Origin of the sequence: Nibrella saemangeumensis, assembly GCF_039541915.1 — a bacterium.
In the GTDB taxonomy this organism is placed as follows: Bacteria; Bacteroidota; Bacteroidia; order Cytophagales; family Spirosomataceae; genus Nibrella; species Nibrella saemangeumensis.
In genome coordinates, this window is the sequence record NZ_BAABHD010000024.1 from 261,431 (window position 1) to 285,380 (window position 23,950).

18 protein-coding genes and 1 tRNA gene are annotated in these 23,950 nt (G+C 54.4%); 9 read left to right on the forward strand and 10 right to left on the reverse strand.

The window, feature by feature from the left end:
- The first annotated feature begins 12 nt into the window (after positions 1–12).
- The 6 genes from ccsA (ABD949_RS11120) (at position 13) to ABD949_RS11145 (ending at position 5,702) form a co-directional block, all read left to right on the forward strand.
- Complete coding sequence (gene ccsA / locus ABD949_RS11120; protein ID WP_345243436.1) at positions 13–672, forward strand: cytochrome c biogenesis protein CcsA; 660 nt, start codon at positions 13–15, stop codon at positions 670–672.
- Positions 673–715: 43 nt separating this feature from the next.
- Positions 716–967 (forward strand): CcmD family protein, encoded by a 252-nt coding sequence (locus ABD949_RS11125; protein WP_345243438.1) that lies wholly within the window; start codon positions 716–718, stop codon positions 965–967.
- A gap of 33 nt (positions 968–1,000) precedes the next feature.
- Positions 1,001–1,441, forward strand: coding sequence for a cytochrome c maturation protein CcmE domain-containing protein (locus ABD949_RS11130; protein ID WP_345243440.1), 441 nt, complete (start codon positions 1,001–1,003; stop codon positions 1,439–1,441).
- Positions 1,442–1,509: 68 nt separating this feature from the next.
- Positions 1,510–4,074, forward strand: coding sequence for a cytochrome c biogenesis protein CcsA (gene ccsA / locus ABD949_RS11135; RefSeq protein WP_345243442.1), 2,565 nt, complete (start codon positions 1,510–1,512; stop codon positions 4,072–4,074).
- 4 nt (positions 4,075–4,078) lie between these two features.
- A complete protein-coding gene (locus tag ABD949_RS11140; RefSeq protein ID WP_345243444.1) occupies positions 4,079–4,306 on the forward strand; it encodes a hypothetical protein in 228 nt (75 codons plus the stop codon).
- A 100-nt stretch (positions 4,307–4,406) separates the two neighbouring features.
- Complete coding sequence (locus tag ABD949_RS11145; protein ID WP_345243446.1) at positions 4,407–5,702, forward strand: hemolysin family protein; 1,296 nt, start codon at positions 4,407–4,409, stop codon at positions 5,700–5,702.
- Between the two features lie 9 nt (positions 5,703–5,711).
- On the opposite strand, the gene ABD949_RS11150 is transcribed toward ABD949_RS11145, so the two are convergent.
- The 7 genes from ABD949_RS11150 to tsaD all read right to left on the reverse strand — a co-directional run bounded on the left by ABD949_RS11150 (position 5,712) and on the right by tsaD (position 13,363).
- A complete protein-coding gene (locus tag ABD949_RS11150) occupies positions 5,712–7,247 on the reverse strand; it encodes a sensor histidine kinase (RefSeq protein WP_345243448.1) in 1,536 nt (511 codons plus the stop codon).
- A gap of 120 nt (positions 7,248–7,367) precedes the next feature.
- On the reverse strand, positions 7,368–8,498 hold the full coding sequence (locus ABD949_RS11155; protein WP_345243450.1) for a glycoside hydrolase 5 family protein: 1,131 nt from the start codon (positions 8,496–8,498) through the stop codon (positions 7,368–7,370).
- A 24-nt stretch (positions 8,499–8,522) separates the two neighbouring features.
- Entirely contained in the window at positions 8,523–9,509 is a 987-nt protein-coding gene (locus ABD949_RS11160) for a D-2-hydroxyacid dehydrogenase (RefSeq protein ID WP_345243452.1), read from the reverse strand.
- 26 nt (positions 9,510–9,535) lie between these two features.
- The gene (locus tag ABD949_RS11165; RefSeq protein ID WP_345243454.1) at positions 9,536–10,579 is read right to left on the reverse strand and encodes a glycoside hydrolase family 43 protein; all 1,044 of its coding nucleotides are present in this window, start codon (positions 10,577–10,579) and stop codon (positions 9,536–9,538) included.
- A 130-nt stretch (positions 10,580–10,709) separates the two neighbouring features.
- Positions 10,710–11,537 (reverse strand): hypothetical protein, encoded by an 828-nt coding sequence (locus ABD949_RS11170; RefSeq protein ID WP_345243455.1) that lies wholly within the window; start codon positions 11,535–11,537, stop codon positions 10,710–10,712.
- A complete protein-coding gene (locus ABD949_RS11175) occupies positions 11,534–12,355 on the reverse strand; it encodes an MOSC domain-containing protein (protein WP_345243457.1) in 822 nt (273 codons plus the stop codon). Before ABD949_RS11175 ends, ABD949_RS11170 begins: the two co-directional genes overlap by 4 nt.
- 9 nt (positions 12,356–12,364) lie before the next feature.
- Entirely contained in the window at positions 12,365–13,363 is a 999-nt protein-coding gene (gene tsaD, locus ABD949_RS11180; RefSeq protein WP_345243459.1) for a tRNA (adenosine(37)-N6)-threonylcarbamoyltransferase complex transferase subunit TsaD, read from the reverse strand.
- 167 nt (positions 13,364–13,530) lie between these two features.
- Here tsaD and ABD949_RS11185 point away from each other — a divergent pair, with 167 nt between their 5' ends.
- Positions 13,531–18,192 carry a translocation/assembly module TamB domain-containing protein gene (locus ABD949_RS11185; RefSeq protein ID WP_345243461.1) on the forward strand — a complete coding sequence of 1,554 codons (4,662 nt, stop codon included), beginning with the start codon at positions 13,531–13,533 and terminating at the stop codon, positions 18,190–18,192.
- Here ABD949_RS11185 and ABD949_RS11190 read toward each other — a convergent pair.
- Positions 18,189–19,106, reverse strand: coding sequence for an alpha/beta fold hydrolase (locus ABD949_RS11190; protein ID WP_345243463.1), 918 nt, complete (start codon positions 19,104–19,106; stop codon positions 18,189–18,191). The two genes, ABD949_RS11185 and ABD949_RS11190, sit on opposite strands and share 4 nt — an antisense overlap.
- 200 nt (positions 19,107–19,306) lie before the next feature.
- Between ABD949_RS11190 and ABD949_RS11195 the strand changes: the two genes are divergently transcribed.
- Complete coding sequence (locus tag ABD949_RS11195; protein ID WP_345243465.1) at positions 19,307–19,504, forward strand: hypothetical protein; 198 nt, start codon at positions 19,307–19,309, stop codon at positions 19,502–19,504.
- A gap of 2 nt (positions 19,505–19,506) precedes the next feature.
- On the opposite strand, the gene ABD949_RS11200 is transcribed toward ABD949_RS11195, so the two are convergent.
- Positions 19,507–20,049 carry a PAS domain-containing protein gene (locus tag ABD949_RS11200; protein ID WP_345243467.1) on the reverse strand — a complete coding sequence of 181 codons (543 nt, stop codon included), beginning with the start codon at positions 20,047–20,049 and terminating at the stop codon, positions 19,507–19,509.
- 257 nt (positions 20,050–20,306) lie between these two features.
- On the opposite strand from ABD949_RS11200, the gene ABD949_RS11205 reads away from it, so the two are divergent.
- Positions 20,307–20,380 (forward strand) — tRNA-Asp (locus ABD949_RS11205).
- 137 nt (positions 20,381–20,517) lie between these two features.
- Here ABD949_RS11205 and ABD949_RS11210 read toward each other — a convergent pair.
- Positions 20,518–23,835 (reverse strand): two-component regulator propeller domain-containing protein, encoded by a 3,318-nt coding sequence (locus ABD949_RS11210; protein WP_345243469.1) that lies wholly within the window; start codon positions 23,833–23,835, stop codon positions 20,518–20,520.
- Positions 23,836–23,950: the final 115 nt, after the last annotated feature.

A 23,950-nucleotide genomic window follows, 5' to 3' on the forward strand; every position in this document is an offset into this window, starting at 1 on the left:
GACACAACCGATATGAAACAGAACTGGTGGAAAATTCTGGGAGTAGCCATCTTAACCTACGTCATTCTGGTGGGCCTGCTGGGCACGGTACCCCGGCAACCGATCCTGAACGAGAGCATCCGGAACGTGTACTTTCACGTGCCGCTGTGGTTCGGGATGGTGATCCTGCTGCTGACGTCGATGGTCTACTCGGTGCGCTACCTGCGGAACGGCCGTGCTGATGATGACATTATTGCTGTTGAATTTGCCAACTCGGCGATTGTATTCGGTCTGCTGGGCTGCGCAACGGGTGCGATCTGGGCAAACTATACCTGGGGCGAACCCTGGCCCAACGATCCGAAGCTGAACGCGGTGGCCGTGGGGATGCTGCTCTACTTTGCTTACCTGATTCTGCGCGGCTCCTTTGATGATGAGCAGCGCCGGGCCCGGATTTCGGCGGTGTACAATATCTTTGCGTTTGCTGTCTTTATTCCGCTCATCTTTGTGCTGCCTCGCCTGACCGACTCGCTTCACCCCGGCAATGGTGGTAACCCGGCATTCGGGCAGTACGACATGAACAGCCAGATGCGGATGGTCTTTTACCCGGCGGTAATCGGCTGGACACTGATGGGCGTCTGGATTACAGAATTACGGATACGGCTGCGTCGTTTGCAGGCCATTACGGAGGAATGATTCCTCCTCTTTTTATGTTACTACTTAGAATACTCACTGACTTATGCGCGTAATGCTCTGGAAAAAAGTCCCTTTGGCGGCCTTGTTGCTTATGACACAGACCCTGTTTGCTCAGGCCTCCGACCAGGTTGAAATGGCCGACCGGCTCCGGGCCGATGGTAAAATCTGGGTGGTGGTGCTGGTAATTGCCGTCGTCTTCGCCGGCATCGTCACGTACCTGGTCCGGCTCGACCGCCAAATTGGCAAACTGGAGAAAGACGTAAAACTTAAAAAGACGGCAGACATCCGATCATAAACCCTCCTCTCGTTTCTTATTCGTACTACTAATATGAAAATCTCGCACATCATCGGCATTATTGTCATTGCACTGGCTATCGGTATCATTGTGTCGACGGCCGGCGACGCCAGCTCGTACGTAAACTTTACGCAGGCCGAAGAGCTGGCCCGTAACGGCGAAAAGGATATGATCCACGTGGTAGGCAAGCTGAAGAAAACGTCCAGCGGCCAGATTGAAGGTATGCACTACCAGCCCGAGGTAGACCCCAACCACTTCGAGTTTACCCTCGTCGACAATGCCAACCGGGTGCAGCGCGTGGTGTACAACAGTCCGAAACCGCAGGACTTCGACCGCTCCGAACAGGTAGTGGTCATCGGCTCTATGCAGGGCGATCACTTCCAAGCCAACAAGATCCTGCTGAAGTGTCCATCAAAGTACCAGGATAACAAGCTGGAGGTTACGGAACACGAAGCGAAAACAGCTAAATTATAGTATAGTTTGGTTTTTATCATTCCTCGTCCCGCTCGGAATGACAAAAACCAGACGTCAAACCCAACAAAATGATACACACAACCGTCGGTAATCTGGGGCATTTGTTTGTGATACTATCGTTTGTCACGGCATTGGTGGCTACGGTTGCCTACCTGAAAACGGCTTTAGGCAGTAAGGATCTGGCTGAAACGGCGCAGTGGCGAAAACTGGCCCGCGTGTCTTTCTACGTTCACGGTGCAGCCGTGGCAGGGGTCGTGGTCAGCCTCTTCTGGATTATCTACAATCACTATTTCGAATACCATTACGCCTGGAGTCACTCCTCCCTAGCGCTCCCCACGCACTACATGATCTCGTGTTTCTGGGAGGGTCAGGAGGGCAGTTTTCTCCTTTGGCTGTTCTGGAACGCCATCCTGGGCGTGATCCTGACGCGCACCGACAAGCGCTGGGAGGCCCCGATGATGACGGTCTTTGCCCTGGTGCAGGCGTTTCTGGCCTCCATGATTCTGGGGGTAGTCTTTGGTGAATCGTTCAAGATCGGCAGTTCGCCATTCCTGCTGCTGCGCGAAGCAATGCCCAATACGCCCATCTTCGCGACGGACCCCAACTTTGTGCCCAAAGATGGGAACGGTCTGAATCCGCTGTTGCAGAACTACTGGATGGTGATTCACCCGCCGACCCTGTTCCTCGGCTTTGCGCTGACGATGGTCCCCTTTGTCTACTGCATTGCGGGTCTGTGGCGTAACCAGCCGGTGGAGTGGATTCGGCCGGCGCTGCCTTGGTCGCTGCTAGCGGCTATGGTGTTGGGTGTGGGTATTCTGATGGGCGGTTACTGGGCTTATGAGACGCTAAACTTCGGCGGCTACTGGAACTGGGACCCCGTCGAGAACTCAGTGTATGTACCGTGGCTGGTGCTAGTCGCGTCGATTCACACCATGCTCATTGCCAAACGCAGTTCGACGGGCCTGAAATCGGCCATTATTCTGTCGGTCGCTTCGTTTCTCCTGATTCTGTATTCTACCTTCCTGACCCGTAGTGGTATCCTGGGTAATGCCTCGGTGCACTCGTTCACCGACCTCGGTTTGTCGGGGCAGTTGCTGGTATACCTGCTGGCGTTTGTTGGCCTGGCCGTTGTACTGATGGTTCGTAAATGGAAACTGATCCCATCCGACGAAGAAGAGGCATCTGTCTACAGTAAAGAGTTCTGGTTGTTCATTGGAGCGACGGTGATCTGTCTGGCTAGTTTTCAGGTCTTGGCCACAACCTCGATTCCGGTTTACAACAAAGTAGCCGAATTGTTTGGTGTGGTATCCAACCTGGCGCTGCCCGCTGATCAGATCGCCCACTACAATAAATTCCAGGTCTGGTTCTTTGTGGTTATCGCGTTATTAACCGGTATAGGTCAGTATCTGTGGTGGCGCAAAGTAGAGAAGGGCAACTGGCGTGCCCTGATGGCTCCGGCCCTGCTGACTCTGCTGGTGAGTGCCGCGCTCATAACCTTCGGCGAAATCCGGAATCCGGTGTATATGGCGCTGCTGGTAGCAGCCGTTTTTGCCCTGCTGGCCAACGGCACGATATTGCTTGGTATCTTCCGGGGCAACTATCGCTTATCGGGCGGTGCGGTTACCCATATGGGGATGGCGCTGATGCTCATTGGGGTGCTGTTTTCCTCGGGCTTCTCGCGGGTTGTCTCGATCAACAACAGTGGTCTGATGATCTCCCGGAGCGAAGAGTTTACCAAAAATGACAACAAAGAAAATAAGGAAAACGTCTTGCTCTGGCTCAATCAGGCGGAGCGAATGGGCCCGTATACGCTCACTTATCGTGGTCAGCGCATCGAAATTCGCGATGTGCCGGGGTATGTACCCCGTAACTGGGTCGAAGTAATTGAAGGCGACTTCCACGGTGTTGCCCTGCGGGATATTGAGCAGAACGGTAAGCTTTACCATAAAAAAGGCGATACGCTGGCGCTGTACCCCGAGAACATCTACTACGAAGTAGAATACCGCGAAGCCAACGGTAAGATTTTCAGCCTGTACCCCCGGGCACAGGTAAACGAGCAGATGGGCCTGCTCTCATCGCCCGACATTCGCCGGAAGCCCGGTAAAGATTTGTACACGTTCGTGTCGTCTATCCCAGATCCCTCGTCGGAAAATCAGTGGAGCAAGACCGAAGAGTATAAAGTGTCGCTGAAAGATACGTTCTTCCTGAATGACTATGTGGCAGTTCTGGACAATGTAGCACGTACCAATGAAGTGGAAGGTATGCAACTGGGCGCAGATGATGCCGCCGTAAAAGCGATGATCCGCGTGCTGGACAAGAACCAGGAGTACACGCTGGAACCGGTGTTCGTGATTAAAGACCGGATGATTGGCCGTAAAGCCGACACCAGCGAGGAACTGGGCGTCCGGATTCAGCTGAACGAAATCAACCCACAAACCGGCCAGTTTACCTTTGCCGTCAACCGGACGCAGCGCGACTATGTAGTGATGAAAGCGATGGAGAAGCCGCTGATTAACCTGTTGTGGATTGGTACCCTCATTCTCGTTATCGGCTTCACCATGGCCACGGTTCGCCGGTACCGCGAATATCACAAAATGAAAACCAAAGCCGGCCGTCAGGCGGAAATGGTCTGATCCCATGAAGTTAGTTGACACGCTCCTGCTGGCAGCTGCCATTGGCAGTCTGATTCTCTGGATTATGGAGTACATGCGGGTGGGCTTTGTAGAAAGCTATTGGTTACTCTTGGTCTGCCTCGCTTTTCTGTTCAGCTTTCAGTTTATCCGCCAGAAGCGCCGGCAGGAGAATAAAGAGGTTTCTCCCACAATCCGGCAAATGGCCGAGAACCAGAAGAAGAAAAAGAAGTAGTTTTTTGTCATCCCGACGCAGGAGGGGTCTTTAATTTGGCTTGCTCAGCAACGTTTGAGATCCCTCCTGCGTCGGGATGCAAAGTTCCACACAAACCAAAATGGAATCCTACAGCCTGCTTTTCGGTGCCCTGCTTGCTCTGGTTATGGCCGGATTTTTTTCGGCGATAGAGATGGCGTATGTCTCAGTGAACCGGCTGTACTTTGAGTTGCACAGCAAGCAGGGACCGCTGGGCGAAAAGCTGGTCAGCAAGTTTCTGAAGAACCCGATTTTATTTATTGGAACTACCCTGACCGGCAATACCTTATTTCTGGTGCTGTACGCGGTGCTGGGTGTTACGTTCCTGAATCCGCTGCTGATGGCAATATTGCCGGATAATTACGACAATGCAGCCGCGCTGATTCTGCTCCAGACGTTTATTCTGACGCTCCTGTTTCTACCTGTTGCCGATTACCTGCCCAAGAGCTTAGCGTTAATTCACCCCGATGCGTTTCTGGAACGTCTGGCTGTTCCCATCTGGATTATTTACCAGGCCATTGCTCCGCTGGTTCGGGTTCTTGTTGGCATAGCCCGGCTGTTTATCCGTTACATTATGGGGCGCCAGTATTCAGAAATACGGCCGGTTTTCGGGTTGACAGATCTAAACAATTACCTCCAGCAACTCAACCAGAAGGTAGACCCGGAGGAAGAGATTGAGGTGGATACCCGTATTTTTAACAATGCCATTGAGCTGCGGGACGTCCGGGTGCGCGACTGCATGATTCCCCGCACGGAGATAGCCGCGGTGTCTGTTGATGACAGCATTGACGAACTCCGTCACGAATTTCAGGAGACAGGGCACTCTAAAATCATTGTCTACCGCGATAACATCGATGACATAATCGGCTACTGTCACGCGGTGGCTTTATTCCAGAGACCCTCCAGCATTGAAAGCATCCTGACACCCATACTGACGGTTCCGGAGACGATGCCGGCCCAGGATCTGATGCTACGGTTTATCGGCGAACGCAAGAGCCTGGCCCTGGTCGTTGATGAATTTGGTGGTACCTCAGGCATCATCAGCGTTGAGGATATTGTTGAGCAGATCTTCGGGGAAATTCAGGATGAGTACGATACCAATGAGGACTGGACCGAGCGGCAAATCGACGACAATACCTACCTGCTCAGTGCCCGTCATGAGATCGAATACCTCAACGAAAAATACAACTGGAGCATTCCGGAAGGTGATTATGATACCCTGGGCGGTCTGCTTCTGGCGATTAATGAAGACCTGCCCAACGAAAACGAGGTAATCGAACTGCCGCCGTTTGTCTTTACAGTAGTCTCCATGGACGGTACCCGAATCGATACCGTGAAAGTGCAGGTCAGCCAGAAAGGCGAAGACTTTGATACCTGACCGGATGGCTTACACAGGCAGATAGAGCCGGAACGTAGCGCCCTCCCCCATCCGGCTGCTGGCCCGGATATACCCCCGGTGATTGTCCATTACCTTTTTGCAGATCGCTAAGCCAATACCCGTCCCGGCGTATTGATTACGGCCGTGCAGCCGCTGGAAAATAACGAAAATACGGTCGAGGTAGCGTTCATCAAAACCAATACCGTTGTCGGTCAGGCAGATTTCATAAAACGCCTGGTGCTCGTCAGACAGCGCAACATTTGGTATGGCTGTACCGTCTACCCGTTGGGTCGTAATGTGGATGTAGGGCTGAACACCCTTTCTGACAAACTTCAGCGCGTTGGAAAGCAGATTCTGAAATACCCGGCGCAACTGAGACGGATCGCCTTTGATAACCGGCAAATCGTCGCTGTCGATGCAGGCCTGTTTATCACGAAGCGTTAACTCCAGATCGTTGATCACCTCGGCCAGGACAATATTCAGATTAACGCCCTGGTGCGGGTTGTGCTCCGTAGCCAGCTTGGAGTACGTCAGCAAATCCCGGATCAAACCTGACATTCGGGATGCCGCCGACTGCATCCGCCCGACCAAATCAGCGCCGTTCTCGCCCAGGTTGTATGCGTACTGATTGGCTAATACATCGCCGAAAGACTGAATTTTGCGAAGCGGCTCCTGTAAGTCGTGGGAAGCTACGTAGGCAAACTGTTCCAGACTTTCATTCGAGCGCTTCAGTTCCACGATGTACTGCTCCATCTGCCGGTGATACCGCCGGGTCATGGTTATGTCCCGGTAAATAGCCATGGTCATCAGGGTTTCGCCATGCTCATCCGTAACGGGACCGACAAATACTTCATACACGCGCTCCCCGATGGGCTGAATCAGCGTACGGGTCAGGCCGGTCATGGCATCCTCAAAATATTGCGTCATCTCCGCCTGAAGGACGGGATTCAGAGCCTGCCCGATTCGCCAGCCAATAATCTCTTCCGGCTCGGGCGTGGCAAACAGATCAGCCGGCAGTTCACCATTGGCCAGGATCACCCGCAGATCAGGGCCCACCACCAGTGCCCCTACATCGGGCACATTGCGCGACATGGTGTTGAAGAGGTACGCTTTCTTTTGCAGCGCCAGTTTGGCCTTCCGCATCTCGGTGATGTCGTTGATCGAAACAACAACATGTTCTCCATCGCCGGCGGGCGTCAGTGTGATGAGGAGCCAACCCGTGTTGCCCGTCCGTTCTATCGTGTAGTACTGCTCAAACTGCTCCGCTTCTCCTGTTTGCCACACCCGCAGTGCCACTTCCCCTAACTGCGCCGACCAATCATTGGGAAACAGGGTGCTGACCGACCGGCCAAGCAGCAGGTTCAGCTTTACGCCGGTCAGTTCACTCGCGCGCCGGTTGGTCAGGGCCAGCCGGAAATCCATGGCGTCGGTACTCGCTGAACTGAGCGCCTGAAGGACCATTATTCCACTGGCGGAGTGATCCAGAGCAAGTTGCCATAACGGAGACACGGTGGTTTTAGAAAGAAGAGGTACAGGTACATTCATGAGCTACTACACGTCAGGGTGTCCTGAGATAAGAACCTAAATTACCAGTAGTCCCATAGAACATCAACCAAGCTTCTTTCGTATCAGAAAATATTTATCGAACGGCAACGGTGTGAAACGTTACTTTTTGCCGGTTACTTTCCGGATAACTTCCACTTCATCGGCCAGGTACGGCTTGCCGTCCGGCGTCAGAATCTCATGGTGCCAGACCGAGGGCTGGCGACCACTGGCATACGGCTTTTCCCAGCTATCCCACGGCAGAAACGTCTGCGTCTTACCGGCTACAAAACCCCAGTTCATCATACCCACATTCAGCTTTTTAGCCACCGGCAAATGCGTCTGAAACTGGCTTTTCACGCTGCGGGCCAGAAACTCGGTACAGACAACCGGACGTCCTGTCTGTTGCAGCGCGGTCGCCATCTTCTGAAAGGACGCCACATCCGCGTAGTGGTGGAACGTGATAAAATCGGAGTTTTCCAGCTGGATCGTTTCAATTGGTTTCCAGGCCGCCGGATTGCTCCAGTCGCGGTTCTCCCAGGCAACCCACACGGCCGACGTCAGCGGCTGTATGGGCCTGGCCAACCGCGCCCACTGAAATACCTGCGGCAGCAGCCGGGCTACCAGATCGGCCTTGCCGGCCGGCTCGTGCTGGCCGTAGCTGCTGGTATTGGGATTATCGGGTTCGTTCCAAACGTCCCACGCCAGAATGCGCTTATCTTTCCGGAACGCCCCGACCACGCCTTTAACGTATGACTCCAGCCGGTGGTGCTCTCCATCGTCGGCCAGGGCCTCGGCCCCGGGACTCTGCAGCCAGCCGGAGTTATGCACGCCCGGCTTCGGGTCAAGCTGCTTCCCCATTTTGGGGAACGGGTCCCAGCACGAGTCAAACAGTACCAGCATAGGCCGGATGTTATGCTTCTCGCAGATAGACAGAAACGTATCCAGGTTCGTTTTAAACGATTTTTCGTCGCGCTCCCACAGCAGATCGTGCAGAAAGACCCGCAATGTATTAACCCCTATGGCCTCGGCCCAGCCCAGTTCCTTATCGATCGTAGCCGGATCGAACGTTTCGGGCTGAAACATTTCAAGCTGGTTAATGGCATTGGCTGGCACGTAGTTGGGGCCAAACAGCCACGGCTGATCACCATACCAGCTATTGGCTTTGCTGCGACTCCAGCGGCCGGGGGCATCTTTTTGCGCCCACGCCAGGGAGGTAATCAGCAACAGACCAAGCAGGAGAAGTCGCTTCATCGTAGTAAAGTTACGGTTTGAACATTAGTAACCGCGGCTAAAATCTACCACATTCTCCAGTGGCTCTCCCGCCCGGTACCGGTCTAAATTACGCAGAAAAACGCGTACCTTATCCGCATTCTCTTCGGCATACCCCCCACCCGTATGCTGGGTCAGCAGGACATTGGTCATCGACCAGAGCGGACTCTCGCCCGGCAGGGGCTCCTGGTAGGTAACGTCCAATACCGCCCCCGCCAGCCGGTTATGCTGCAGCGCATCGGTCAGCGCCGGTTCATCAATGGCCGAGCCCCGACCGACATTAACCACCACCGCCGACGGTTTCATCAGTGCCAGCCGCTGGGCCGACAGTGTATTTTTTGTTTCCTCCGTATCCGGCAGCGCGGCCATGATAATATCGGCTTCCGGCAGCAGTTCGTCGAGGTCTTCGACGGTCGGTGCCTGACTGCGCCGGACGAGGGTAACGTGGCAATCGAACCCGCGCAGGATCTTCATGATGGTTTCGCCGATGGCCCCGGCACCGAGTACCAGCACCCGCTTCCGGTACAGCAGGTTCATCTGCGGGCGCAATTCGCCACCTACCCACCGGCTCTGGGCCTGCAAACGGGCCAGTTCATCAATTTTCCGGTACAGGGCCATCACGCCGGCCACCGCGGTTTCGGCAACGGGCTGTCCGAAAAAGCCCCGCAGGTTGGTTACCGTGACGGATTGTAATTCAGGCCGGGTCCAGTCCAGCGCCAGATACGGATCAAAGCCGGCCGAGTACAGCTGCACCCAGCGAAGGTTCCGGCTCTCGGCCCACCAGTCGGCTGGTGGATTGCCAAATACGACTTCGGCTTGCAGAAAAGCTTCTTTGCGCTGCGCTGCGGGCAAATCCTGTCCCCACACACAGGTATCGGTATCAGTCGAAACGCCGGGCGACGAACTGTCGGGTGACGAAACGCCGGTCTGCAGCGCTTGCGTGAGTAAATCGCGTTCGGCCTCCGGCAGGGGAAAATGGATATAAATCATCATAAGTTTGATAGTTGTCTTCTAGCTTATTATTCGCCCGAAGGTGCCGGCATTGGCGTTTTGGGTAATGGTTTTCCAAAATTTGGCGTACCGTCGGGGTTCCAGCTGAAGCGCTGGGCGTGGGGAGCCCGTTTGTTGCCGCAGCCGTCGGTTTCGCTGGGGTTGGCGTGGTAGAGAATCCAGTCCTCCCGCCCATCGGGCGATTTGAAGAACGAGTTATGTCCAGGGGCAAATACGCCATTTTCCGGAGCCTGTACAAATACCGGCTGCGGGCTTTTTCGCCAGTTTACGGCCTTCAGCAGGCTACCGCTGCCGTCGTACTGCAACTGTCCCAGGCAGTAGTCGCGCCAGCAGGCATTGGCAGAATAGACGATAAACAGGTTTTTGTCTTTCCGCAGAAACTGTGGGCCTTCGTTCACCAGCACCTGGGGTACCTCACCGTTCTTCTGCCATTCTTCGGGCACATCGCCATGCATTTCCCAGGGCAGGTCAGGCTTGCTGAGCCGCACGCGGTCGCCTTTCATGGTCCAGGGATTTTTCAGCCGGGCGATGTAAATATCCTGCCGTCCGTTTATGGCTCCCTCCCAGCCCGACCAGATCGCGAATAATTTGCCTTTATGCTCAAAAACCGACAGATCAATTGCCCAGTGATCACCGGGATCGGCAAGTTTACCCTTCAGGACCCATTCGCCCTGCATCGGATCGGCCGACGCATTTTCCAGTACCCACATCCGGTGATTGACATTGCGGCCATCGTCGGCTGCGAAGTAGATATACCATTTACCGTTCAGGAAATGGATCTCCGGTGCCCATAGCTGCTTCGAGTACGGGCCCGACGCGGGTGGGGTGTACACGGTTTTCCGGTCGGCCGTGCCCAGGTCGGCCATGTGGCGGGTACGCCAGAGATCGAGCCGGTTACCCACGGTGTTCATGTAGTAGTACCAGCCGTCTTTATAGACTACCCAGGGGTCAGGCCCGGATGCTTTTAGGGGATTGGTAAGCGTGCGCTGCGCCCAGGCAGGGGTCAGCACCAGAAGAAACAGAAAGAGTGAGAGAAGGGATAATCGGCGCATACGTATAAAGCTATATTCTAAAGGCATTGGGCAGGCTTTTCTATCGCTGCACGGGGAGATAAAGAGTGAAAGGGCGAAAGAGTGAAAGAGCGGGTGCCGGGCAGACGGAAAATACTGTTTTTCAGCTCCTTCATAAAACCAGGGCAGGCAGCCAGAATACGCCGTCGCCGATCCAGCGGTACCGCTCGTTTTTGAGGAAGTACGCCGGGTGTCGCTGGATGACGTAGAGTACCAGGCTCATGATAGCTTGTATCAGCGCCGAGCGCTGGGCAAACCGGTCGGTTACGGTAAAACAAACAAAAAAAGAGGAGCCTACCACCAGAAATGTCAGCCAGCGCATAAGCTGGTCGCACAGCAGCGGCCCCCAGTAGGTTGCCAGGGAAAACTGCGGCACTGTCAGTTGCTCCTGCAACTCCAGCACCGAAAACAGCAGCAGATTCTGGAACGCAATGGCCAGAAACATCAGCGCCTGCGCCCACTCCACCGCACTCACCGACGGCCGCTGCACCCACACGCTGCCCCAGACCCCAGCCGTGAAAAACAGGGCTACCAGCGGTTCTTTAGCCAGCAGCGCCGGATGGCGGGCCGGCAGCCGGAACACCATCGCCACGTAAGCAGCACAGAGTACCCCCAGCACCAGGCCGAATTTGATGACGGAGCCGGGCAGCCAAATGGCCAGCAGCAAGGCCAGCCCGGCCGCTCCGGCTACTACTCGCCAGAGTACCGGCGCGTGCCTGCGGTGAAACGTATGCCGGGCGGTTGGCAGCATATCGGGTTTGCGGACGTCCAGCAGCCGGTCGACGGTGTAGATGATAAACACCACGAGCGCCAGCACCCAGGTAGTGGCCCAATGTACCGGCACCACAGCGTCCGACAAACGAACGGCCATGCGATTGGAAAAAACAGCGCCCAATACCACGGGTAAACTCAAAAAATACGCGTATCGAATAAATCTCATAAAACCGGGGTCCGGTGACTGATGATCTCCAGCTGGTCGCCAACCCGCACCACCCCCGCCGATTGGCTCAACACGTTCTGACCAAAATAGATCTTGTTATTTTTTTGCCGGTATGTACCCAGTGTTCGCAGCGGCTCTTTGCCCTTCTGGCCGGTGGCCGGGTCTACGGTAGTCAGCACACACCGGGCGCAGGGTTTGGCCGCGTAAAAGTCCAGATCGCCAATCCGAAACTGATCCCAGCCATCTTCCTGATGCGGCTCCCCACCGGCAACGACAATATTTGGCCGGAAGCGCAGCATTACCACGGGCACATCAAGCCGCCGGTTCAGTTCATCGAGCGACGCCTGGCTGATGAGCAGGTACGGGAACCCATCGGCAAAGCTGACGATCTCACCGTTCCGGGCGTAGGTTAAATCCGCCTGTCGCTGGCTCTCTTCGGGCATATAGACCAGCCGGCAGGGTACGCCTACAGCCGCCGTAAACCAGCGGTCGGCAGCCTCGCTAACTACCACCGAATCGATACCGTGGCTATCCCAGACGGTCACGGGGAGGTGTTCGCCGGTGTATTCGTCGAAAGCTATCTCCAGGACATCGTTGGGCCGGTGGCGGTGCCATACCCGCAGGCAGTGGCCGGTCAGGGCCACGTCAATAAGCGCCATCTGGTGGTAGGTACGCTGGGTAATAAACTGCCCGTCGGGCGTCACCAGCATCCAGCGACGGTCGTAGCGGAAGCCTTTCCCTTCCACGGCGGCTTCCGTCACCGAAATTCCGCCCAGCGACTTAATCGGGTAAATGCGTAGTTCGTTAATGGTGAGCATAGTAGAACTTTAAAACTCAAGCCTCGGCATGGGGCTTACTTCCTGGGAGGTAAACTCGTTCCGGAGGTATTTGTAGTGGGCCGCCATGGCAATCATGGCGGCATTGTCGGTGCAGTATTCAAAGCGGGGGATGTAGACGGTCCAGCCCTGCTCCCGGCCAAGTTGCGTCAGGGCCGAACGCAGGCCGCTGTTGGCGGAGACGCCCCCGGCAATGGCAATTTCGTGGATGCCCGTTTCGCGGGCGGCCCGTTTTAATTTGCCGAGGAGCATTTGTACCAGCGTATACTGAATACTGGCACAAATATCGGCCAGATTTTGTTCTATAAAAGCTGGATTGTCTTTGGTATTATCCCGCAGAAAATACAGAATAGCCGTTTTGATGCCGCTGAACGAAAAATCCAGACCGGGCATTTCGGCCAGCGGAAACCGGAAGGCCAGCGGATTACCCTGCTGCGCGTACTTATCGATCAGCGGACCGCCCGGATACGGCAGGTTGAGCAGTTTGGCCGATTTGTCGAAAGCCTCCCCGACGGCATCGTCGTGGGTCTGGCCGATGATTTCCATATCGAGGTGATCGCGCACGAGGACGATCTGGGTATGGCCGCCACTGACGGTCAGGCACAGGAACGGAAAGGCCGGCACGGGCGGTTCAATGAAGTGCGCCAGTACGTGGGCCTGCATATGATTTACCTCGATCAAGGGGATCTGTAAGGCAAGCGCGAGGGCTTTGGCAAAGGAAGCCCCGACGAGCAGCGAGCCTAGTAATCCGGGACCGCGGGTAAACGCTATGGCGTTAAGGCTGTTTTTCGATACTTTTGCGTCGGTCAGCGCCCGTTCAACTACCGGCACAATATGCTGCTGGTGGGCGCGGGAGGCCAGTTCGGGAACAACGCCCCCGTACTGCTCGTGAATCAACTGAGCGGCAATAACGTTGGACAAAATGGTACCGTTCGATAAAACGGCGGCCGATGTTTCGTCGCAGGATGACTCAATCGCTAAAATGTTCATTAAAAGAATATCGGTAATCCGGCAAATTTACGTTACTTAAAGGATGAATAATTAATAATGTACAATTAATAAGGCCGGAGCTTAAACGAAAAGCCTCTTTCCGCGTCTAATCATTATACATTGTTCACTACGTACTCCGGGTTGCCGGAGTGATTCAACAGAACCTGATGCGCTCATTTGTCACCATTTTTCTGAAGACCCTGCTGTATACGCTTCTGGCGGTATTGCTGGTATTCGGAGCCGTGATGGTGAGTTTGCAGATTCCGGCCATACAGACCCGGGTTGTGCAGGAAGTGGCCCGGCGCGTTTCGGCCAAAATGGAGTTTCCCATCTCCATCCAGCGCGTTTCCATCAAGTGGTTCAATTCCCTGACGCTGCAGGGTGTCAGCATTAAGGACCGCCGGCACCAGCCGATGATCGACGTGGGCCGTCTGGAAGTCGCCTTCCACCTGCGCACCCTGCTCGACAGTTCGGCGCATAATATTCACCTCAACGAAGTTTACCTCTACCAGCCTAATGTCCGGCTGGTAAAGAACCCCAAAACCGGCGACCTCAACATCGACGAATTCATCGCCCGGATCGACGAACTGCTCCGGACCGATACCACCAGGAGTGTACCCGATCAGAATATTCCTTTCACTATTGGCAAAGTCAATGTCCTCGATGGGGTATTTACGATGGATGATCCCCGCGAAAAGCCCTTCAACAATCCGAAGGATTTTGACTATAACCATTTTACGCTGGAGAAGATCAACGGCAATGTCCGCGACTTCCTGGTGCTGGGTGATACCATCGCGCTCGATCTGGCCGGCATGAAAGCTGTAGACCGGCGCTCGGGTCTTACCGTCCACCGCCTGGATACGCGCTTTCTGTATTGCCGCACCAAAATGGAGCTGGGCAATCTGTACGCGCATATCAACAACTCCATCGTACGAAACTACCTGGCGTTTCTCTACGATTCACCATCCGCGTTTGGCAACTTCAATGCCCGGGTGATGATGGATGCCCGGCTGCGCAGTAGCCGCGTGCAGTCCGCCGACCTGGGGTACTTCTCCGAATACCTGCGCGGCCTCAACGAAACCTGGCTGCTGTCGGCTAACTTCCGGGGTATCGTCCACGACTTTAAACTCACAGATACCGATCTGCGCTTCGGCATCAATGCGCGTAGCCGGTTAGCCGGCGACATTGCATTTAAAGGGCTACCCAATATTGACCGTACCACCGTTGATTTTGCCTTTACGCCCTCGATCGTTACCATGGCCGACATCCGGCAGTATTATCCGGACGAAGGCTTTAACCATACTATCCAGAAACTCGGCACGGTGCAGTTTGCAGCTACGTTTGCCGGCGCATTCGACGATTTCCGCACGGCCGGCAATTTCCAGACTGCCCTGGGCAACGTTTCCGGTGATCTCAAGCTTAAACTGGCCGACAACTCCGCCAACACCACCTATACGGCAAACCTGAAAGCGCAGAGTCTGGCCCTTGGTACGCTGGTCGATCAGCCTGAGGTGCTGCAAAAGCTGGATGGCGAAGGGCGCATTACCGGTCAGGGCCTTTCGCTTGCCAACGCCCGCGTGGACCTCGACGGGCGGTTCAGCCGCTTCGGCCTGAACGGGTACGACTACCGCAATCTGGTGGTGCGGGGAAATCTCCAGAAGGCCTTTTTCAACGGCGAAGTCAGTGTACGCGACGAAAACCTGACCACGCATCTGGATGGTGAGTTTGACCTGCGCAATCCCCGCAACCGCTTCGATGTTCAGGGCACGGTTACCCACGCTGATTTTCGGGCCTTGCGACTGCTTGACGATTCCCTGACAGTACGGACGGATCTGGACGTTCAACTGAACGGCAATACAATCGAAGAACTTATCGGCGAAGCCCGCTTCCGAAACGCCCTCGTCAGTCTTAACGGCCGGACCCTAGCCGTTGATACGCTGCACCTCTCCTCGGCAATTCTCGACGCCGGGCGGTCCATTGATGTTACCTCCGATTTTATCACCGCCCACCTCCGGGGTAACTTTCAGCTGACGCAAACCGCTCAGGATCTGCAGCGGCTGCTATACGAATACGAACTGTATTTCTTCGGCGATGTAGCCAGTCGGGCCACTTATTACCGCCAGAAGCTGGCCCGAACCAGCAAAATGCAACCGGCTAACTACAACATTGACTATGTCTTCTTCTTCCGGAACATAAAGCCGGTGCTGGACTTTGTGCAGCCTGCGGCCTATATAGCCCCCAACAGCACACTGGAAGGCCGCTTTACGGTCGACAATACGCTGTTCCTGACCGCCAATGTCAAGTCGGATTCGCTCGTCTACAATGAGTATACCTTCGGGCCAAGCGAGGTTGATATTACCACGTCCAAATTTACCAACAGCGAAGAAGTGCTGGCGTCGGCTATTGTTACTTCTCAGCGGCAGAAGTTAAGCACCCTGGCGCCCACCGAAACTATGGAGATTGAAGCCTCCTGGGAGCAGGATCATATCGACTTCACCAGCAGCATCAAGCAGATCAACAGCACCAACCGCGCCAACGTCAACGGTGAGGTTCGCTTTAAGGGCGACGCCATTGACCTGACCTTCCGGCGGTCGGAGTTCCGGGTGCTCGACAATAACTGGACCCTGAACCCCGAGAGTCTGATCCGGAAAGTCGGCGAGGACTATACCGTCCGCAACCTGTCTATCTACAACCAGAACCAGTTGATTACCGCATCGGGCAAGATCTCGTCAGACAGTACCGAAGCGCTCCGCGTGGAGGCCAGCAACTTCCTGCTCGAAAGCCTGACGCCGATTGTAAATACGCCGATCACTGGTACCGCCAACGGGGTTATTGCCGTCCGTAACCTGTACAAAACACCGATTATCGAGAGCAAGCTGACCGTTCAGGAACTGGCCTTTGCCGATTTTCTGGTGGGCAATGTCCGGGGCGAAGGCGTTTGGGACAACAGCGAGCAACGGCTGAACGTAGACGCCCGCATCAACCGCGACAATTACGATGTCTTAACCCTGCGCGGCACCTATGCCCCTCAGAAAACCAAAAACGCCTTCAACCTGAAAGCGCTTTTCAACAACGCCGATCTGCGGATGCTGGAGCCGTTCACCCAGGGGCTGGTTTCCAACCTGACCGGGCTGGCTACGGGGCTGGTCAATGTTACCGGCACCCCGAATAACCCGGTGCTGGATGGGGTGGTCGACGTACGGAAAGGCCGGCTGACGTTCGACTACCTGAAAGCCGACTTCTTTTTTGAAGACAAGATCTATTTCACCGAAACCGATATCCGGGCCAAGCGGCTGCTGCTGCGCGACGTAGACGGCAACACGGCCATTCTGCGGGGTGGTGTCTACCACGACGGATTCAAATACTTTACGCTGGGTTTCGACGCCGACCTGAAGAACTTCAAGATCATGAACACCACCGCCCGCGACAACGAACTGTTCTACGGCTCGGCGGTGGTAACCGGCAAGGCCGAACTCTACGGCACGCCCGATAACCTGACCATTAAAGCCAACGTATCCAGCAACAAGGGCACCCGCATTTACATCCCGCTCGACGGAGCCGAAACGGTATCGGCCCAGGATTTTATTCGGTTTGTGAGCCGGAGCAGCGTCGCCAAAGTGGATACCCACCAGACCAAGGTAAACGGTAAGCCGGTGTTCTCGAACATCCCGACGGTTGATCTGTCAGGCATCAAGATGGATTTCAATTTCAACATCACCCCGGATGCGTATTGTGAAATCCAGCTGGACCGCCAGACAGGTGACATCATCAAAGCATACGGCTCTGGCCGGATCGCCATGAAGGTAGATACCAAGGGAGAGTTTTCGATGACGGGTAATTACGAAATCCAGCAGGGTGATTACACCTTTACCTTTGAGAACGTCATTAATAAACGCTTCCAGATCCGGCCCAACAGCCGTATTACCTGGACCGGCGACCCGTATGGTGCCTTGCTCAACGTAACGGCCGCCTACACCCAGTACACCTCGCTGCTGCCGCTGGTCCAGAGCATTTCGGCGCCGTCGACAAGCCAGAATACCCCCGACCGCAACCGTCGCTACCCGGTTGACCTGCTGATTACGCTCACGGGCGAACTGCTGTCGCCAAGCATCACCTTCGATCTGGATGTGAAAGAATATCCGGCGTCGGCGGAGTTCCGGCAGGCGGTAACGGCGTTTGAGGCCCGTCTCCTTAGCAATGAGCAGGAACTGAACCGGCAGGTCAGCAGCATCCTGATCTTTAACCAGCTCCTGCCCGACGGCTCCGGCCTGTTCGAGCAGGATAACGTTAACGCCGGAGTGGCCAACAGCGTCAGCGAACTGTTGTCGAATCGTTTCAGTCAATTGGCCTCGTCGCTTGACGAAAAGCTGGATGTGGGGATTTCGCTGGGTGGTCTGGGGCTGAACAACCTGAACGATAACCTGTTCAATAACCTGCAGCTGCGGTTCTCGTACCGGTTCCTGAACGACCGATTCCGGGTCAGCCGAGACGGTGGCTTCACCTACGGTCAGAACCAGACCAATGCCGCCAGTCTGCTGGGTGAGTGGACGCTGGAATACTGGATCACGCCCGACGGCCGGGTGCGGGCCAAAATGTACAACCGCAATCAGCAGAGTGTGCTGGGTCAATATTCGCTTAGTAATACCTCACTGACGACCAGCGGAGGAATCAGCCTGCTTTATACCCGGACCTTTAACCGGCTGTTCGGGGGTGGGCCCCGGAAAACCAAACCCGGCCTGAACAACCCCTCCACGTCAGCCGTACCAACGCCCGAGCCAACCTCCTCGTTCACCCAGTTTCGCAGCCGTACCAGCGACAACCAGCGTTAGTCCTTTGCCAGAACCATATCTTTATTGATCTTGTCTTTCAGGTATCCCGACGAAAGGATATCCAGCAGAATTTGCGTCATGTACTCCCGTTTATTGAAGACGATGTCGTGCCGGTTTTCGGGTAGAATAAACTGCTTCACCCGGGCATTGACCAGGTGATGCCGGGCAAAGGAGACATTGGTCGGATAGACGAGATCATCCTGCTGCCCGTGCAGGATCGTGATGCCGGCGGTAATTTTCCGCCAGTCGGGCAGAATTTCTTCGAGCGCCCGGCGGTGCGCCAGTTTTTCGTCGTTGGCCAGCATCAGCAGGGGTGGCATCAGCCAGCGGAGCGGGCGCTTATCGATTAAATAGCTGATTGGGTAGGTCCGTTCGAGACCCGGCCCCAATGCCGACGACACAAACAGCACATGATCGACCAGGCCGGGGTTGTTCATCGCCAGTCGCGCCGATACCGATCCGCCGTACGACGACCCAACAACTACCAGATAAGGCGCATTCCGGTAGCGGTTAATCAGCGGCTGTAACATCCCGGCCTGCCGGACGATTGACGTTTCGACCCGGCCGAAATCCGAGTAGCCATAACCTGGGCGATCTACCGCCACCAGTTGCGCCTGACTCAGCAGCACCGAATCTTTAAAGAATTTTTCGAAGAAGGATAAGGAACTGGGCGCACCGTGAACAAACAGCACAACGGGCAGCGAATCACTGGCGGGGGTTTCAATAAACCGGATGGTCCGGTCCCCAACCTGGTAGCGGTGAACCGTCGGTTTGATCCGCTGGTGGCGGTACTCGCTGAGTATTTCGTCATCACTTTGCCGGTAGTCAATTAACCAGATGCTGATGAGACCCACCACAATCAACGCCAACAGGGTCCACAGGGCCCATCGCAACGCGCGGAGAAAATTCTTCATGAAGCCAAACCTTTAGCTGACAGCCGGCCACGGGTACGTCTGTTTGGGAGCAGATTATACCGCTGCCGGCCTGATTTCACATAAACCTTTCTTTCGAAACAGGATTTAGGGCCTAAGGGTTTGGAAAGCTATCAAGAGGAAAGCGGAAAACAATTATCAGAGGGTACGGTTAGAACGAAAACAAACCAACGCTGTTCAGTATGGAAAACACTCCACCCCCCGCTACCGGCTTTAACCCCGACCCGGAAGCCGAAAAACCGGCCGGCGCTGCCGAGCTGATGACACCCGACAACGCTCCCGGTCCGGAGGGTCCCGGTCCGTATTCCAATAGGCCCGATACTACCGATCCGGAAGATGTGGAAGGTGATCTGGATATGGAGACCGAAGCCGGTTTATAGCCTTAGCCTTCGATAGCAAATTCGACCGCGAGGAAGTGGGTCAGATCGCCCAGGCTGTTGTGCAGCGGATCGATGGTTAGCCGGCACAGGTAAGCATCCCCATTTTTACGGTAGTTGACCAGATCGGCTTTCACCGATTCGGCGCGGTTGAGGTGTTCCCGAATACGGTCTACCGTTACCGGGTCTGTATCCCGCCCCTGCAACATCCACGGCCGCTGGCCCAGGACTTCGGTGGGCGTATAGCCCGTCATGGACAAAAAGCTCTGGCTGGCCCACAGGATATGCTTAGACGGGTCGGTCAGCACAAGCGTGGCCCCCTGCCGAAGCGATTTTAGATAGCCTTGCCGCTGCCGGCGCGATAATTGCCAGTCGAATGTCATCTGAAACGCTTCCAGTTGAGCCAGTTCTTTTTGCCGGGCTTTGTGCCGGGCCTGATCCAGCAGAAAGATTTCATAGGATAAGGCCGGGTACGGCTGGCAGCCTTCGCTCCCGGCCCGGCTATACCCCCGGTTAACGAGTTCCATATAAGAGTCTGATAGATTCATAATCGTTGAGTGTAAAGGTAATAATTCCGGAAATTAACCTGCAAACTGGTAAAGCAGCAAGTTGTACCCAGTTTAACGAGCCAACGGTCCGTAAAAAATTTTTCTGGACAAAGCAGGTTGATACTCAACCCGGAAACCCGCAAAGACAGTTCCCCGGCAAACTTTTTTCCAGGCAACACTTGCGTAACGTTACAAAACGGTCTACTTTTGCATCACGATTTCGGAAGACGGCAACGCACAAAGAAATCAACATAAATGGTCTGGTAGTTCAGTTGGTTAGAATACCTGCCTGTCACGCAGGGGGTCGCGGGTTCGAGTCCCGTCCAGACCGCCTTAAAAATCAAGCACTTAGCAGCAATGTTAAGTGCTTTTTGTTTTTGGTTGAAACTAGGTTTACACAATGGTGTTGCGGACGAGCAGATAGCTTTTCTACTAGAAGCGAATACCGACTATACTTACTCAACGTTGTCAAACCTTCGGTACGCTAACGACAAATTCGGTAAACTCCCCCGGTTGGGATGCCACCCTTATCTCCCCGCCATGTCCTTTGGTTACGATGTCATAGCTTAAGGACAAGCCTAAGCCCGTACCTTGGCCTGTGGGCTTAGTGGTAAAGAATGGCTGATAGATGCGGCTGACAATTTCTGGTGAGATACCCGTACCATTGTCTTTCACCCGCAGTTCAACCCTACCGTTTCCGACATGAGTGGTAACCTCAATCCGGGCCTGGTAACTTGCTGCTCCGGCTTGTTTGTGCTTCTCTTTCACGGCGTAGAAAGCATTGTTATACAGGTTCAGCAGCACCCGGCCAATTTCCTGCGGAGCAACCGTCACTGGCTGTAACTCCTCATCAAACCGGGTACAGAGCTGCACCCGAAAGTCAGGGTCTGCCGCCTGCATGCCATGATAAGCCAGGTTCAGATACTCATTGGCTAATTCGTTCAGATTAGTGGGTCTACGCTCACCGGTACTACTGCGACTGTGCTCCAGCATGGAACGCACGATGGCAGCAGCCCGTTTACCATTCTCGACAATGTAGCTCATGTTCTCCCGCAACTCGGCCGACAGCTCCGAAATACCAGCCAGATCTCTGTTCTGTACACTCTCTTCTAACTCTTCTGTCATTGCAACCGACACCTCGGCGAAGTTGTTGACGAAATTGAGCGGGTTCTGAATTTCGTGCGCAATACCCGCCGTGAGTTCACCCAGGGATGCCATCTTCTCTTTCTGAATCAGTTGCTGCTGTGTAGCTTTCAGTTCGGTGAGCGTCTGTTCCAGATTATCCCGCTGAGCGGCTATCTCCTCCTTCTGGTGCTGAATCTGCTCGGTGCGTATCGTTACCTTCTGCTCCAGCAGCCGGTTTTCCCGACGCAACGCACGGGAGCGGTACCGAATGAAGGACCACAACCCTGCAACAAATCCAATGACGTACAGGCTGTAGGCCCACCAGGTCTGCCACCAGGGTGGATGGATAGTGATATACAGCGTTGTTCCTGTTTCATTCCATACCCCATCGTTGTTGGAAGCCTTTACCCGAAATACATAGTCCCCCGGACTGAGCTCAGTGTAGCTGGTAAACCGACGGGTACCGCTGTAGATCCAGTCTTTATCGACTCCCTCCAGTTGGTAAGCATACTGGTTCTTCTCTGGTGCATTGTAATTCAGGCCCACAAATTCCAGGGACAAGTAATTCTCCGTATAGGGGAGTGCCAGATGATCTGATGGAATAGCTCTGGGCTTGTCGAGCACCTTTAATCCTGTAATGTAAACCGGGGGGACAATGGTATTTTCCCGAATAGCTTCCGGATTAAAAACAACATAGCCGTTCAGGGTGCCAAACAGCAGATTCCCCCTAAACGTCTGGGAAGCCGCATGGGTAAACTCCTTATCCGGCAATCCATCGTGTATCCCAAAATTGTGGAAGGCTTGGGTCTTGGGATTGAAGCGGCACAGCCCATTGTTCGTCCCAATCCACAGATTACCCCGAGTGTCTCCCTGAATGCTGGCGATGTGATTACTGGGCAAACCATCCAGGGTGGTAAAGACGGTGAACGTTCCTGTTTTTGGATCCAGCCGATGTAAGCCGCCCTGATTAGTACCTACCCAGATCAGGCCGTCGGCATCCTCGTAGAGCGCCCTGGTATCTTTGTCATTAAGGTGACCGGCTTCAAAGGTGGGGCTCGCTTCGTAATAGGTAAAGGTCCCGGTCCGCTGATTGAGCCGGGCCACACCACCCCCTGACGTAGCGAACCAGATTTCGTTTGTTCGGCTCACCATAAGATGATACACACTTCCATCTTTCAGCCCTTTAGTTTCTCCCGGCTTATATATATAGTAAGTAAATTTCTGATCAGACGAGTTAAAGCAGGCCACCCCTCCTAAGTTTCCATGACGGGCAACACTGACCCATAATTTGCCACTCGCATCCTCTGCCATGTTGAAAAGTACCGGTAGCTGAGTGGGATATAGCGTAAACTGACCGGTGGTCCGGTTATATAACCGGAGTCCCTCGCCGGTACCGGCCCATATCCGTCCGTGCCGGTCTTCATAGAGACTTTTCACCAGGTTAGCCGTGAGGTTGTTGGTATCCGCCGGATGAATCCAAATCTTCTTCAGCGGCTTGCCAATTCCATCACTGCGGTAGAAACCTTTGGCCGCGCCAACCATCATACCGCCCGTACTGGCCAGCCATAGGGCACCGGTACGATCGGCCAGTAAACTGGTCACCCTATTGTCTGGTAACCGAACAGAAGCCGGTGAGGCTTTGATCTGATAAGTCTCAAACGCTTTGGGATGTGCTGTTACCTTTTCTATACCATCGTGGTTGCCAATCCAAACATGGCCTGCCCGATCAAACAACATTGCGTTCATAGGCATCTTACTCAGGCCGTTGACTATCCAGGAGGAGGTATCGATGCTAACAACTTCAGAATTTCGAGAATTAATGCGTAGCAGACCAGCATTGGTCATCACACACACAAAGCCGGCGGAATCTTCATAGATACGACGGAAAACGGGTTTCTCAGTGACACCTTTCAACTGATACGACGTAAACCGTAGCGAGTCATCTTTAGTATCGGCTCTAAACAGGCCCTCACCATCCGTACCAATCCAGAGAAATCCCTGCGTATCGATAAAACCAAGCCGGCTTTTAGGAGGCAACGCAAAGGAGTGATATTGTCCCGTCGCCGGATCCAGCCGGTTAACTTTCCCGGTCACCCAACTACCGGAGCTAACCACCGCCCAGATTCGCCCGTTGGGATCTCCCTGTACCATATTCATTAAATCAGACGAGGGGTATAGTGTATACTGCCTTGTATCCGGATTAAACCGGGCGATGCCTTCGGCTGCCGTCCATAACATGCCCTGAGAGTCCTCGTAAATGGAACTCAGCACATTCCAGGCTGTTTTTGAGGTAGGTTTAATCGGGTAAGCAGTCACCTCACCGGTGCGCTTATTTACCTGGTGTAGCCCCCCGCCAAAGGTTGCTACCCACAGGCGACCTTTGCGATCCTCATGTATATCCCTTACAATATTATGCCGGAGTGTACGGGTAGGCTTAAGCGGATCAGGTTTAAATACGGTAAATTGATAGCCATCATACTTGTTAAGTCCGTCCAGCGTACCAAACCACATAAACCCTTCCCGATCCTGACATATGCTCAGCACCGCACGCTGAGAAAGCCCCTGTTCAGTAGAAATGTGCTCAAATTGAAACGTCGGCTGGGCGTACACTCGGGCGGAAGTAATGGCCACCAGGGTAAGGCATGTACATAACCACTTCATAGAAAAGGAACAGGGTCTGGAACAACACGTTACCCAAGATACGTATTTCCAGTGAAATAAAGCGTTAGCTGTCTATTATTCGGCTGCGGCATCGGCTTAATTCTGATTAACCCGT